Below are 13,827 nucleotides of genomic sequence, written 5' to 3'. Positions count from 1 at the left end.
GAGCCTGATTAACTGATCAAGCTAGGGTTTTGTTTCACCCAATGCGCAGACTATTTCCCATTCGTCATCGGTGACCGGCTGGACCGACAACCGCGAGCTTTTGACCAATGCCATTTCAGTCAGGCGCGCATCTGCTTTGATTTGTTCAAGCGTCACAGGTTTGACAAAGGGGCGGACCGCTTTGATATCGACGCAGTCCCAACGTTCATCATCGGTCGAGCTATCTTGGTGTGCTTCTGCGCAAACTTCGACGATACCGACAATTTCCAGTCCAGAGCGCGAATGATAAAAGAACCCCCGGTCCCCGAGTTTCATCGCCCGCATGTTATTGCGTGCCTGATAATTGCGCACGCCATCCCATTCTTCGCCAGCTTCACCTTTGGCGACCTGTTTATCCCATCCCCAAACGTCCGGTTCTGACTTAAAAAGCCAATATGCCATTATCCAACAACCTTTTTCCAAGCTTGAATACGCACGTCGCTGAATAGTCCTGCCTTGGCGTAGGGATCATTCGCCGCCCAATCTTGCGCGGCCGCAAGATCAGCGACCTCAAGAATAATCAGTGATCCGCACATTTCGGCGTTTTCGTCTAGAAATGGCCCGGCCATTTCCACAACTCCGGTCTCGGCGATATAGGCCAAATGGGCGTCTCGGTTTGCTTTGCGGATGTCCAAAGCGCCGGGTTTGTCGGTGGTGATTAGGGCAAAGCGCATTTATTCTTCCTTTAATGGGCGCGACAAGAGCGCGTTGAGTGCGCGCATGACGTCGGTTTTGTCTTCGGTTAAGTCTGCCACGACTGTGCAGATTGGCATATCAATGTCCAGTTCCCCGGATAGCTGCCGGACCGCGCGGGCGGTGGCAGCGCCTTCGACGGTTGTTGAACTGTCAAACGTCTCACCCCGCCCCAGCGCGAGGCCATAGCGAAAATTGCGCGATTGTTCCGAGGTGCAGGTCAGCACCAGATCTCCAAATCCAGAAAGCCCAGATAGGGTATCCGGCTGTCCGCCCAATTTGACCGCGAGGCGCTGCATTTCGGGGAAGCCGCGCGTGATCAGGGCGGCGCGCGCGCTCTCGCCCAATCCAGCGCCGATGGCGACACCAGAGGCAATCGCCATCACATTCTTGAGCGCTCCGCCCAATTCGGCGCCGATGGTATCCGTTGTCCGGTAAATCCGGAGCGAAGTGGTCGACAGCGCAGCCTGAAGTTCGGCACCCCGCGCATCGTCAGCGCAGGCGAGCGTCAATGCGGTTGGTAGCCCACGCGCAATATCGGCGGCAAAGCTGGGACCAGTGAGCATCGCTGCGGTCGCATTTGGCACAAGATCTTTGATCGTGCTGGCGGGACCGGTCATGCGCTTCAGATCAATACCCTTACAGCACGCGATCAGGTTCTTGCCCGTGAGCTGATCCACATGCGCATTCAAGAACGCAGGCACAGTTTGCGCAGGGATCGCGATTAGAATGGTGTCGCAGGCAAAAATAGAGTCTAACTCGGCTGAAAACGACATATTCCGTGGTAATTCAACACCCGGTAGCTTGGGGTTCTTACGGTCGTTTTGCATGGTTTCGATAGCTTCAGGATTCCGCGCCCAGAGCGTGACATCCTTTCCATCCAAGGCAAGAGCCACCCCTAGTGCTGTGCCAAACGCGCCACCGCCCGCGATGCCGATCTTCATGCCTTTGCTCCCTTTTTGCCAGACCCGAGCATAGGTGCCGCACGTTGGTCAAGCGGCCATCTGGGCCGAGCGGATAATGTCAGATCGTCGCGATGACCTGCTTGCATCATTTCGATACCCGCATAGGCAATCATGGCTGCGTTATCAGTACAAAGCTGTAAGGGCGGAGCGACAAAATCAGTGTCTAACTCAGCACAAAGCCGTAATAACCCGTCACGGATTGCACCGTTGGCGGCGACCCCACCGGCGATGGCAAAACTGCGTTTTGCGGGGTTCATTTCTAGGTAAATTTGCATCGCGCGGCGTGTCTTTTCGATCAAAACATCAGTTACGGCAGCTTGGAAACCTGCGCATAGGTCAGCCTGATCTTGCAGTTCCAACCCGCCTTTTTCAGCAACTACGCTGTCACGGGCGCGCAAAATTGCGGTCTTGAGCCCGGAAAACGACATATCACAACCCGGTTGGTTCAAGAGAGGGCGCGGAAGGCTGAACCGTTTGGGGTCACCGTTACGTGCGGCATTTTCCACATGCGGGCCGCCGGGTTGCTGTAATCCCAGAATACGCGCTGTTTTATCAAAGGCTTCGCCCGGCGCGTCGTCAATAGTTCCGCCAATCCGTTGGTATGTGTCGTGACCTTCGACAATTAGGAACTGACAATGACCACCGGACACCAGTAGCATCAAATAGGGGTAGGGCAGTTGATCGGTCAGCCGGGGCGTCAACGAATGCCCTGCCAAATGATTGACCCCAACCAGCGGCAGCCCAGTTGCTGCTGATATCCCTTTGGCGCACATAACGCCGGACAACACGCCGCCAATCAAGCCAGGCCCTGACGTCACGGCAATTCCGTCCAGATTTGCCAGTGTTAGACCCGCTTTTTGCAAGGCTTCCTCGATGGCGTGATCTAGTTTTTCGGCATGGGCGCGGGCGGCAATTTCGGGGACAACGCCGCCAAAATCGGCATGCAGATCGGTTTGCCCATAGACAACAGAAGACAAGATTTCAGTGCCGCGCACCACAGCGGCGGCAGTATCATCGCAACTGCTTTCGATTCCTAGGATGGTCAGTGTCATGGCGTAACCCGGTTGCGTGCATCTGATAGGCAGGTAACATTGGACAACCTCGCAAACAATGGTGCGCAAATGAAGCCGACCCTGATCGTGACACGACCTGTGCAACAGGCGCAGGAAATGGCGCAGGCGGCGGTTGCGCAATTTGGCGATCAGATCCGCGTGATCGTTTCGCCACTGCTCGATATTCAGCAAAACGCGTTGGCTCCGCTGTCAGACGATGTAGGCGGTGTTATCTTTACATCGACGCATGCGGTTGGCTGTACGCCGATGCGGTCTGGCATGACGGCCTATTGCGTTGGACCGCGCACCGCTGCAATGGCCCAAGAGGCAGGATTTCTCACAATTGTGGGTCCGGGTGACGCTGATGGGCTGATTGACCTGATCCTCGCTGATCCGCCCCGCGGCCGATTGGCGCATGTTCGTGGCCGTCATACGCGCGGGGATATCGTCGCACGCCTTGGTGCGGGCGGGGTCCAATGCGAGGAAATCATCGCCTATGAGCAACACGCGATATCGCTGACATCAGAGGCATTGACCGCCCTTAAGGGGGAATTTCCCGTCGTCTTACCCCTGTTTTCACCTCGAACGGCTAGGTTATTAAGCCGGCAGAGGTTTTTCGTTGCACCTCTGCATTTAGTGGTAATGAGTAACGCGGTAAAACAGGCGGCCGGCACGGTTGATGCACAAACAATCACCGTTGCCGCGCAGCCAAATGGCGTAGCAATGTACAAGGCAACGTTTGCGCGTCTTGAAGCCCTTGTGAATAATGCGTCATAATTAAGGCGAAGGTTGAGCACCGGCCTCGACCGCGCTAGTTTTGGTTGGATGACCCGCCACGTTGGCGCGGATATCTATTGAAAGGGTGAAAACGTGGCAAAACAGCCAGCTAAGGGCCGAAAGGCACCTGCAAAAGCAACTAAGCCTGTCGAATCGACCGTCGCTGCGTCCCCGTTCATTGATTCAATTCCCGATGAAGTTTACCCCGAAGCGCCTAAACCTGCGCCCGAACTGAAAGTGGAACCCGTACAAGTGGTTGAAAAAGAGGCAAAGCCGGAGCCTGTTGAAAATAAAATCGCCCCGCCACCAAGTGCTGCCCCCGCGCGTCAAAGCAGTGGCTTTTTCCCATTATTGATTGGCGGTCTGATCGCCGGTGCGATTGGTTATGGCGTTGCCACGATCACGAACCCCTCTGCCGATCCAGAGCTAACAACCAAGGTCGCGGAACAGTCTGCGGCCATTGACGGGTTGCGCAATCAAATCGCAGATATCCAAAACAGTCAGCTTGCCCAAGTCCAAGAGGCGCAGACCAATTTGGCGGGCCGCTTTGATGAGTATGAGGCCCAAATCGCGAGTGTTGCGGTGCGGGTTGATACGCTTGAGGCGATGCCAGCAACGGCTGGTGGGACCCTGCCCAGTGGTGCCTATCAATCTGAACTAGACGCGTTGCGCGCGCAGATTGAGGATATGGCAGGTATCGCCGAAACGCGCCTTGAAACTGCCCGTGCAGAGGCGGCCGCCATCGAAGAAAACGCTGCTGCTGCTGCGCGCAATGCAGCTGGTCGTGCCGCGCTGGCCCGTATTCAGAGCGCATTGGAAACAGGTGCGCCAATTGGGGCCGCGCTTGGCGATCTCGAAGAGGCATTGGGAACCGCTGCACCTGATGCGCTGCTTGCTGCCCAAGACGGTGTGCCAACGATGCAAACTCTTCGTGATGGGTTCCCAGAGGTGGCGCGCGCGGCTCTTGCAACCGCCCGCAGCGAAGGTGTCTCGGGCGAAGAAATGTCTGGCTTTGGCGCATTCTTGCGTGATCAGTTTGACGTGCGTTCAACAGCGCCCCGCGAGGGTAACGACGCCGATGCCGTACTATCGCGCGCTGAATCGGCTGTTAGCGCGGGTCGTTTGTCTGACGCTTTGGCCGAAATCGGTGGTCTGCCAGAGGTAGTTCGCGCCGATATGTCGGAATGGCTTGCCCTAGCCGAGGCGCGCGCAAGCGCACAGGCGGCGATTGATATGCTCTCTTCTTCACTTAGTGATAACTAAAGGCGATAATTATGCTCTGGTCTCTGATAAAAATTGTTGCGTTTGTTATTGCAGTGACTGCGCTGACCTTTGGCGCAACCATGCTGATGGATGTCGAGGGCGGCGCGACAATCGGCGTTGCAGGCAAAGAAATCACGCTTAGCACGTTGGAAATGGTCTTTGCCTTTGGCGCTTTGGTCGTCGCTGTTTGGTTGGGGCTCAAGTTGCTCGCCTTTCTCGTGGCGACTTTCAAATTTCTTAACGGTGATGAAACTGCGATTTCACGCTACTTTGATCGGAATCGCGAACGCAAAGGTTACGAGGCCCTGTCCGAAGGGATGATGGCGCTGGCGTCTGGTGAGGGGCATCTTGCCATGACCAAAGCAGCCCGCGCCGATAAGCTGCTAAAGCAACCACAGTTGACAAACTTGCTGACCGCGCAAGCGGCTGAAATGACTGGCGATCGTCGCAAGGCCGAAGAAACCTATAAAAAACTGCTGCAAGATGACCGCACCCGCTTTGTCGGCGTGCGCGGCATCATGAAGCAAAAGCTGTCAGAAGGTGACACCGAGACCGCATTTGCGCTGGCGCAAAAGGCCTTTGCGCTCAAGCCCAAGCACGAAGAAACCCAAGACGTCTTGCTGCGTTTGCAAGCGGAAAAGGCGGACTGGTCAGGTGCGCGTCAAACATTGGGTGCAAAGCTCAAGTCGGGTCACTTGCCGCGCGATGTGCACAAACGGCGTGATGCAGTACTTGCCTTGTCAGAGGCGCGTGAAATTCTCGAAGACGGTAAAACCATCGAGGCACGCGAAGCTGCGGTCGAAGCGAACCGTCTGTCGCCTGATCTAATCCCTGCCGCGATCATGGCGGCGCGCAGCTATATCGCGGATGGAAATGCACGCTATGCAACCCGTGTGTTGACAAAAACATGGTCGGCGCAACCGCATCCTGATATCGCGACAGCCTTTGCTGAAATTGTTCCTGACGAAACACCTGAACAGCGGATTAAGCGGTTCCGCACACTGACCAAATCGACGGCGGATCACCCCGAGACCAAGATGCTGTTGGCTGAACTCTATATCGCGGCAGAGGATTTCCCCGCAGCGAAACGCGCATTGGGTGATTTGGTCGAAAATGATCCCACGGCCCGCAATCTGACCTTGATGGCAGCGATTGAGCGTGGCGAAGGGGCCGCAGATTCAGTTGTGCGTGGCTGGCTAACCCGCGCTTTGACAGCGCCCCGAGGTCCGCAGTGGATTTGTGATAACTGTCAGCACATTCACCCGAAATGGGTCGCCACATGTGGGAACTGCGGATCGTTTGACACGCTGTCGTGGAAAAATGCCCCCGCAGAAGAGGTTGCAATGCCGTCAGGCACAGAGATGCTGCCATTGATTGTTGGGCAGGAACCTGTCGAAAATCTACCGGCAGAAGTGACCGTGACTGATGCTGAAATTGTCGATACGGAAACACAGAAATAGCGCTTTCCGTGCAAGTTTCGGGGTGCTAAAAGCACCTCGAATGCCGCTGTAGCTCAGCTGGTAGAGCACGTCATTCGTAATGATGGGGTCGTAGGTTCGAGTCCTATCAGCGGCACCACTTGGGCCAGTGGCCCAAGCGATTTACCCAGCAATATCTATCCTAGCATCGCGAAATAAGCGGCCTGTTTGGCGACCAGTTCGTCATGCGTGCCGATTTCAACGATGCGCCCACCATCGATCACCACAATTTTATCCGCGTGGCGAATTGTATCGAGCCGATGCGCGATGATGAGCGTGGTGCGACCAACGGCCAATTGTGATAGCTCAGCTTGGACTTCGCGCTCTGTACTGCGATCCAGCGCGGATGTTGCTTCGTCCAGCAACAGGATCGGCGGGTTGCGCAAAAAGACGCGCGCAATCGCGACACGTTGACGTTGACCACCCGAAAGCATCACACCACGTTCACCAACAATCGTATTCAACCCTTCTGGCAGGCTATCAACCAGCGGCTCAAGACGTGCTTGTTTCACGGCTTCGCGGATTTCTTCGTCAGTCGCGTTCAGTCGTCCGTAGGCGATATTTTCCCGCAGGGTCCCGCCGAACAAGAACACATCTTGCGAGACAAGACCGACTTGTTTGCGCAGTGAATCGAGCGTCATATCCCGCAGCGCAATGCCGTCGATCGTGATCGTGCCGCCAGTCACGTCGTAAAAGCGTGGGATCAGTGCCATCAAAGAGGTCTTGCCAGCACCGGATGGACCGACAAATGCGACGGTTTCGCCAGCGTTAATTTGCAACGAAATGCCATGCAGCACGCCACGCGCACCATCATAGCTAAGTGCAACGTTATCAAACGCGATATCGCCGCGCAGCGCGGGGGCGTCCGTGGCGTTAGGTGCATCCGTGATGTCAGGTTTTTGTGCAAGCAGGTCGAGGTAATTGCGGAAACCGGCAATTCCGCGCGGATAGGTTTCGACCACCGCCGCGATCTTTTCCAAGGGGCGAAAGAAAACCCCGACAAGCAGTAAGAACGCGACATATGAGCCTGAGGAAAGACCACCTTGGAACACATATCCCGCGCCTGCGACCATGACGATCACCTGCACCGCACGCAGCCCCATATAATGCAGCGATGTTAATGCCGCGATGATCCGGTAGGCCTCGAGCTTGGTCTTACGATAGAGCTGGTTGTCCCCGTCAAATAGGCTGCGCTCATGAGGTTCATTGGTAAATGCTTGGACAACGCGAATTCCGCCGATGCTTTCTTCGAGGCGGACGTTGAACGCGCCAACCCGCCCATAGATCGCCTGCCATGTGCGGGTCATGCGCCCGCCGTAAACGGCCAGCAACCATACCATCGCAGGCACGATCGCAAGGGTAATAAACGCCAACGGTGGATGCAGATAGAGCATCAACGCGAAGGCTCCGACAAAAGTCATCAGGGCAATCAGAATATCCTCTGGACCGTGGTGCGCGACTTCACCAATTTCTTCGAGATCGCGGGTTACCCGTGACACCAGCTTGCCTGTCTCGTTTTTGTCGAACCATGTCCAGCTGAGGCGTGTGATATGGGCAAAGGCGCGCTTGCGCATCTCTGTTTCGATATTGATCCCCAGCGTATGCCCCCAGTAAATCACAACAGCCATCAGCCCTGTGTTGATCAGGTACACAACCACCAGTCCAATCGCCGCAATCACGGTCAGGGCCCAATCCCCTTGGGGTAGCAGGTGGTCAATAAAGGCCGCGATGGCGAGCGGAAAGACCAGCTCTAGCAGCCCCGACAAGACAGCACAGATCAGATCCAGCCACAGAAGTTTCGTGTGGGGCCGGTAGTAGGCGAAGAATTTGCGGAGCATGTGGCTGCGTGACCTTCGGGGTTAATTGGGGTGTGCAATCGGGGTGCCGTCGGCGCGTGAAAGCACCTCCATATCGGCACCATAGATGGATTGTAACTGCGACGGGTTCATCAAGTCTTGGGGTGTGCCTTGCATCGCAACGGCACCACCACGCAGTGCTACGATGTGATCGCAGAACCGCGCCGCCATGTTAAGATCGTGTAGAACGACAATGATACTGCGACCGCTGTCTTGGCTCAGTTTATGAACGAGCGAAAGAACCTCGACCTGATGCACAATATCAAGCGCCGAGATGGGTTCATCCAGCAATAGGCAATCGGCTTCTTGGGCGATCAGCATGGCAAGCCACGCGCGCTGTGCCTCGCCGCCTGAAAGCGTTTCAACGCGTTGATCCGCCATGTCGGACAGTCCGCAGGCATTCAGTGCGGCTGTGATGGCCTCTTTGTCTTGGGTGCCGGGTCGGCCGAGCGGCCCATGCCAAGGATAGCGCCCCAAAGCGGCGAGTTCTTTGATTGTTAAGCCTTCGGCAGGGGGCAGATGCTGCGGCAGGTAGGCCAAGCGACGCGCTAGTTTACGCGCGTTCCAATCTGCAAGTGGTTGGTCGTGAAATGCAATTGTCCCAGCTGTCGGCGCAACCTGACGCGCAAGAAGCTTGAGCAATGTCGATTTACCCGATCCGTTATGTCCGATCAGCCCGGTTACCTTGCCCGCTGGGATCGATAGTTGCACGTCATCCAGCAATGTCCGCCCAGGCACGGTGAACTTGAGATTTTCAATGTGATAAAGCGAGGTCATGCGGGTCTCCGCAGCAAGAGCCAGATCAACCATGGCGCGCCCAAGAGCGACGCAAACAGGCCAAGCGGCAGGTCATAAGGAAAGCTAGCCATACGTGCGCCAAAATCGGCTGCAAGCATGAGCAAAACACCAATCAGCATACTACCCAAGAGGTGATCGGAGGCACGGGCAAAGCCGAGATGCCGTGCCAGATGTGGTGCCATCAACCCAACAAAGCTAAGCGGGCCAACAAGGATGGTTGCAGCACCTGTCGCAAGCCCTGCAATCAGAACCATCGCGACAGTGGCAAGTTTGACCGGAACGCCCAATGCCCGCGCAACATCAGGGCCAAGCGGCAAGATCGCAAGCCAACGTGACAGCGTCAGTGCGCAAACTGTGCCAACCAGCAAGAGTACGGCCAGCGCCAGTGCCCCTGTCGATGTCATTGCAGCGGCCGAACCAGACAGCCAAGCAAGAATGGTAAAGCTTTTCATCGAGCCGACAGCCATGAGTAGCGAAAGTACCGATGCAGCAAGCGAAGATACCGCGACACCTGCGAGCAACAAACGCTCAGGCCGTGCGTTCCGGCCCAAGACGCATAGAGTGATCAGCGCCAATGCCAATGCCCCACCAATCGCAGCCCCCAATGTGAGCATGATTGCCGTTGGTGCCGCTGCCAAAAACACCATACCAGCGTATCCCATCGCCGCACCGCCTGATACGCCGAGCACCTCGGGGGACGCGAGCGGATTCGCTGTGAGCCGCTGAAGAATTGCACCTGCTAGGGCTAGCAATCCGCCCGCGCTTGCTGCGCCGATCAGCCGGGGCAAACGGTTGGGTAGGAATAGCGACAGGCTCTCGCGGTCCAGAATGCTCCAACCGCTGGGCAGCCGACCTAGCATGAGCAACGCAACAATCAGTACGACTGATGCGATCGTCAGCGCCCAGAGTAGTCGGGCAGGGTGCTCGCGCCGTGCGAGCACATCGGCCTGTGCCGGTGGTGGCGTTGCCCGAAGACGCGGCAGTAGCCACAGCAACAGTGGCCCGCCGATCAGGCCAGTGACAGCGCCCGTTGGGAACATCTCTCCGCCTGCGCCTGCAATAGTCAAAACCAATCCATCACAAATCGAAAGCAATAGCGCACCTGCAACAGGAGCCATCAGCAGGATTTGCCCCGGTTTACGAGCGCCGCTGGCCCGCGCGATTGCAGGCGCGGCAAGCCCGACAAAGGCAACCAGCCCGACAGTTGCGGACACGCTGGCCGCAATTGCGCAGGCTAAGATCACTGCAAGTGCACGGACCCAAGCGACATTCATCCCCAGCGAACGCGCAGTTTCAGCGGCAACGCCGAGCACGCTTAATGGGCGTGCCAAAAGCGCGGCGCAGATCCCGCCGCCGACCAGCACGCCACCCAATGTGATTGTTGGTTCCCACCCCGTTTGCACGAGCGATCCGCCATTCCAAATGACCAGAGAGAACAGGTATTGTCCCTGTGATAGTGTAAGGGCCGCTGCAAAGGACGACGCAAAGAGCGCGACAAGCATGCCGGTAATGACCATTGTGACCGGATGAAACGCGCGCGCGGCCCCGATCCCCATGACAAGCGCCAAAGCACAGAGCGCCCCAAACATTGCAATCGGCCAGCGCCCCCAAGCGAGCCATTCAGGCGCCAAAACTGTTACAGCCACGAGCGCGAGCTGTGCGCTCGAAGAAATGCCCAAGGTCGATGGATCAGCAATTGGATTGCGCAGAACGACTTGCAACAGTGCGCCTGACAACCCCAACAGTGCCCCTACGATCAATGCCATTAATCCGCGCGGCAAATGCCCGTAGATCAATAGAATATCATCTATCTGCAACCGATCCGGTGCATAGGGCGGCGCGGGCCATCCATTTGTTAGCAAACTTTGGGCGGCGAACAGCCACAACGCCACCGCGACACAGAATGCGAACGGTAATGCGAATATCTTCATCCCGCATGTCCTTGTGTCAGCGCCGTTGTCAGCAGACGGGCAAAGCGCAAGCCAGCCGGCAATCCGCCAAACGGATTGATGTCTTCGATTTCTGCAAATCTTCCTTGGGCGACGGGCACGAGACGGTTCCACAGCACGGATTGCGCCATCGCCTGTTTGGCAACAACTGGAATTCCAGATATCCCGATGATGCGCGCCTCTGGCGTTTCGGCGAGCCGTTCTAGCGGTACCGGCGCGGCAAATGAATATTCCGTGTTGCCTTGCCAAGCGTTGGTAAGCCCTAATTCGGTCAGCACGGCGCCGAACATACTATCGGGGCCAAAGGCACGAAAATGTCGCGCATCGCCAATTTCTGCTAGATAGAGCGGGCGGTCCCGATATGGCACAAGTGTATCGCGCAATTGGGCAATTTCTGCATGGGCTGCGGCCTCGACCTGATGAGCGGTATCAGGGATGCCCAGTTGCCCGGCAAGTCCATGCAATGCGTCGATGGATTTTTGCCACGGATCTTTGTCAGCGAAATAGAATGTCTGGCTATAGACGGGTGCAATCGCCGTGAAGCGGGGTTCAATATAGGCGTACCACGGCGAAGACAAAATGAGGGTCGGACGGGTGAGTTGCAGTAGCTCAAAATTCGGGGAACTGCGTAGGCCTAGATCTACCACGGTTTGTGGGATCTCTGGGGTGATTGCATCAGCGCGAAACCGGATGAGCTCGCACGCGGCGACGGGCGTAACCCCAAGCGCCAGTGCCGTTTCAAGCATCGCCCAGTCGATGGCGGCAACGCGTGGCACGTCTGCCTGTGCAGGGATTGCAGCAGACGCAAGAGCGCCGCACATAAATGCGCGGCGCCCAAAGGATTTAGAAGCGTTTACCACTTGTAAGACATACGCGCCTGAACGGTGCGGCCGTCGCCATAATAGCAGCCAAATGAACCGCAGTTCGCGACGTAGGCTACATCTGTCAGATTGGAGACGTTCAATGACAGCGCGATATCCTCGGTCACGTCATAGCTTGTCTGAAGATCAAGCAATGTGACGTCTTCCATCTCGTAAGCGTTTCCGGCGTCGCCAAAACGTGTGCCGATGTAACGAACACCGCCACCAACGCGCAGCCCTTCGAGAGCACTGCCATTGCCAAAGCCATAGTTGGCCCACAGGCTGGCGTTATGCGCGGGTGCGTTTGGCATTTCGTTTCCGACGTTGTCGCCCTTGGTCTGTTCTGTTTCGTTCCAAGTGTACTGTCCACGAATGTTCCAGCCGTTGTCCAGATCGACAGAACCTTCCAGCTCTAGACCTTTGGACGTGACTTCGCCGATTTGGCGAATGCCTGATATGCCGCCTTCGGTAACTGTCGCCGAGAGGTTGCTTTGCGTCAGGTTATAAACGGCAGCTGAGAAGAAGCCGTTAAACGTGGTTGGTTCCCATTTGACGCCCAGTTCATACTGTTCGCCTTCAGTTGGTTTCAGTGCATTGCCGTCAATATCGCTTCCGACTGTCGGATCAAACGATTGAGTATAGCTCGCGTACGGAGCGACACCGTTGTCGAACAAGTAGGAAAAACTGTGTCGGCGAGTTGCAGCAAGGTCTTCTTGACTGCTTGTGCCGGTTTGTTTGGCTCGGTCTAAACGAAGGGCATTTGAGCTGCGCCAGTTGCCATTTGCCGTTTCTTGTTGAGCATAAATACCGAATTGCGTCAGGGTTAGATCGTTGACACCTGTGTACCAAGGAGTTCCTAGGTTCGCACCGTTATAGTCAGGGTTTGAATAGCTAATGTCATCTGCTGACATGAAGTCAGTTTGGTTTTGTACTTCATAGCGGCGAAGATCGAGGCCAAACAATAGATCGTGCTTCCCGGTGTCAGTCCAAACAGTGCCTGCTACTCGGGCATCTAGGTTATCTGTCACACTGTCTTCGAATTGGGTGCTTGCGCCGCGCGTAATCGTGTCGCCATCTGCAACAGTGTTGTTCACGTAGAAACCAGTGTAGGTCCAATCAAAGTTTTGGTGGCGGTAGCCAACGTCAATCGACCAATTTTCGTTCAAGTCGTGGCTGAGTTCCAACCCGAGGTTCAATGTTTCGCGGTCGCTGTTGTCGTCAGTTGGATCACCGGCATAGAAGCTACGCAAGTCTTTGTCGTTAACCTGGCCGATCAGGTCGTAAGGAACGCCAGCCGGGGTGATTGGGCTGTCTTTTTGGTAAGAACCAAGGAACTGCAAAGTGGTCGCATCGGTGATATCCCAACGTGTTGCCACGCCCAGATAGCCACGCTGGTTTGTCAGTTCTTCGACATCTTCTTCGCTGTCGCGCGCTACAGCAGTGAAACGTGCGGCAAAGTTGTCGGTGTAGTTGTGGTTCCAATCCACAAAGCCTTCAGTCGCTTTTGGATCGCCGATGCCAACGCCTGCTTCGCCAAAGTCAACGAATTGCGCACGTTTTTGGACTTGGTTGATGACGCCGCCAGGGATGCCAGAACCGTACATCACAGATGAAGGCCCCTTTAGCACTTCGACGCGCTCAAGCGAGTAGATCTCAAACGACGGCGCACCAAAGTCTCGCATGATCCGCAGGCCGTTCAGGTACTGTGCGTCAGACCCGTTGAAGCCGCGAATAGTCGGGCTGTCAAACCGTGGGTCAGTGCCGAAAGGCTGTGCTGTCAGACCGGCAGTGTAGCCAAGCGTATCGCCCAGTGTTGTTGCGCCTTGGTCTTCGATCTGTTCGCCGGTGATCACAGAGACGGACTGCTGTGTTTCCAGAATTGGCGTGCCTGTTTTGGTCGCTGTTTGCGCGTTGGTCGCGACATAGCCGGGAACCGGGTCAGACGGGTCGATTTCGCCGTCCAACTGGATCGAGCCAAGATCGTAAAGATCGGCAGTGGATTGCGCGTATGCTGTCGATGACAACGCGAAAATGCTGGCGCTAGCCAGCAAAGTGAGGCGTGAAGTGAGGGTCATGTACTTGTCCGAGGTGATTAAT

General features: G+C 56.1%; 12 protein-coding genes and 1 tRNA gene. 4 read left to right on the top strand and 9 right to left on the bottom strand.

All coding sequences use genetic code 11. From position 1 onward, the window contains the following. Positions 1–21: 21 nt before the first annotated feature. The 4 genes from TW80_RS11265 to tsaD are packed head-to-tail and all read right to left on the bottom strand — an operon-like array spanning position 22 to position 2,749. On the bottom strand, positions 22–441 hold the full coding sequence (locus TW80_RS11265) for an EVE domain-containing protein (RefSeq protein WP_045997485.1): 420 nt from the start codon (positions 439–441) through the stop codon (positions 22–24). Next, complete coding sequence (locus TW80_RS11260) at positions 441–713, bottom strand: YciI family protein (RefSeq protein ID WP_045997484.1); 273 nt, start codon at positions 711–713, stop codon at positions 441–443. Before TW80_RS11260 ends, TW80_RS11265 begins: the two co-directional genes overlap by 1 nt. Beyond that, on the bottom strand, positions 714–1,676 hold the full coding sequence (locus tag TW80_RS11255) for an NAD(P)H-dependent glycerol-3-phosphate dehydrogenase (protein WP_045997483.1): 963 nt from the start codon (positions 1,674–1,676) through the stop codon (positions 714–716). Then, positions 1,673–2,749 carry a tRNA (adenosine(37)-N6)-threonylcarbamoyltransferase complex transferase subunit TsaD gene (gene tsaD / locus TW80_RS11250; RefSeq protein WP_045997482.1) on the bottom strand — a complete coding sequence of 359 codons (1,077 nt, stop codon included), beginning with the start codon at positions 2,747–2,749 and terminating at the stop codon, positions 1,673–1,675. Before tsaD ends, TW80_RS11255 begins: the two co-directional genes overlap by 4 nt. A 39-nt stretch (positions 2,750–2,788) precedes the next feature. Between tsaD and TW80_RS11245 the strand changes: the two genes are divergently transcribed. The 4 genes from TW80_RS11245 (at position 2,789) to TW80_RS11230 (ending at position 6,367) form a co-directional block, all read left to right on the top strand. Continuing rightward, entirely contained in the window at positions 2,789–3,526 is a 738-nt protein-coding gene (locus TW80_RS11245; protein WP_162197166.1) for a uroporphyrinogen-III synthase, read from the top strand. Between the two features lie 93 nt (positions 3,527–3,619). After that, on the top strand, positions 3,620–4,789 hold the full coding sequence (locus TW80_RS11240) for a COG4223 family protein (RefSeq protein WP_045997480.1): 1,170 nt from the start codon (positions 3,620–3,622) through the stop codon (positions 4,787–4,789). Positions 4,790–4,800: 11 nt separating this feature from the next. Next, positions 4,801–6,249 carry a heme biosynthesis protein HemY gene (locus tag TW80_RS11235; RefSeq protein WP_045997479.1) on the top strand — a complete coding sequence of 483 codons (1,449 nt, stop codon included), beginning with the start codon at positions 4,801–4,803 and terminating at the stop codon, positions 6,247–6,249. 42 nt (positions 6,250–6,291) lie between these two features. Then, a tRNA-Thr gene (locus tag TW80_RS11230) sits at positions 6,292–6,367 on the top strand. Positions 6,368–6,404: 37 nt separating this feature from the next. On the opposite strand, the gene TW80_RS11225 is transcribed toward TW80_RS11230, so the two are convergent. Genes TW80_RS11225 through TW80_RS11205 form a run of 5 tightly spaced genes read right to left on the bottom strand, consistent with a single transcriptional unit; the run spans position 6,405 to position 13,805 of the window. Next, positions 6,405–8,105: an ABC transporter ATP-binding protein gene (locus TW80_RS11225; RefSeq protein WP_045997478.1), complete on the bottom strand. Its 1,701-nt coding sequence runs from the start codon at positions 8,103–8,105 to the stop codon at positions 6,405–6,407. Between the two features lie 21 nt (positions 8,106–8,126). Beyond that, positions 8,127–8,933, bottom strand: coding sequence for an ABC transporter ATP-binding protein (locus TW80_RS11220; protein ID WP_045997656.1), 807 nt, complete (start codon positions 8,931–8,933; stop codon positions 8,127–8,129). Next, positions 8,897–10,852: a Fe(3+)-hydroxamate ABC transporter permease FhuB gene (gene fhuB / locus TW80_RS11215; protein ID WP_045997477.1), complete on the bottom strand. Its 1,956-nt coding sequence runs from the start codon at positions 10,850–10,852 to the stop codon at positions 8,897–8,899. Before fhuB ends, TW80_RS11220 begins: the two co-directional genes overlap by 37 nt. Continuing rightward, a complete protein-coding gene (locus TW80_RS11210) occupies positions 10,849–11,730 on the bottom strand; it encodes an ABC transporter substrate-binding protein (RefSeq protein ID WP_239450532.1) in 882 nt (293 codons plus the stop codon). Before TW80_RS11210 ends, fhuB begins: the two co-directional genes overlap by 4 nt. Then, a complete protein-coding gene (locus TW80_RS11205; RefSeq protein ID WP_045997475.1) occupies positions 11,724–13,805 on the bottom strand; it encodes a TonB-dependent siderophore receptor in 2,082 nt (693 codons plus the stop codon). Before TW80_RS11205 ends, TW80_RS11210 begins: the two co-directional genes overlap by 7 nt. Positions 13,806–13,827 lie beyond the last annotated feature (22 nt).

It is taken from the genome of Loktanella sp. S4079, from assembly GCF_000967725.1.
Taxonomy (GTDB): domain Bacteria; phylum Pseudomonadota; class Alphaproteobacteria; order Rhodobacterales; family Rhodobacteraceae; genus Yoonia.
The sequence above is the reverse complement of the archived record's forward strand: the minus strand, read 5'-3'. Positions and strand labels throughout refer to the sequence as shown.

Coding starts and splice junctions, on each gene's coding strand:
- TW80_RS11205 (WP_045997475.1), bottom strand. CDS start 13,805: ATGACCCTCACTTCACGCCTCACTTTGCTGGCTAGCGCCAGCATTTTC.
- TW80_RS11235 (WP_045997479.1), top strand. CDS start 4,801: ATGCTCTGGTCTCTGATAAAAATTGTTGCGTTTGTTATTGCAGTGACT.
- fhuB (WP_045997477.1), bottom strand. CDS start 10,852: ATGAAGATATTCGCATTACCGTTCGCATTCTGTGTCGCGGTGGCGTTG.
- TW80_RS11225 (WP_045997478.1), bottom strand. CDS start 8,105: ATGCTCCGCAAATTCTTCGCCTACTACCGGCCCCACACGAAACTTCTG.
- tsaD (WP_045997482.1), bottom strand. CDS start 2,749: ATGACACTGACCATCCTAGGAATCGAAAGCAGTTGCGATGATACTGCC.
- TW80_RS11265 (WP_045997485.1), bottom strand. CDS start 441: ATGGCATATTGGCTTTTTAAGTCAGAACCGGACGTTTGGGGATGGGAT.
- TW80_RS11260 (WP_045997484.1), bottom strand. CDS start 713: ATGCGCTTTGCCCTAATCACCACCGACAAACCCGGCGCTTTGGACATC.
- TW80_RS11255 (WP_045997483.1), bottom strand. CDS start 1,676: ATGAAGATCGGCATCGCGGGCGGTGGCGCGTTTGGCACAGCACTAGGG.
- TW80_RS11220 (WP_045997656.1), bottom strand. CDS start 8,933: ATGGTTGATCTGGCTCTTGCTGCGGAGACCCGCATGACCTCGCTTTAT.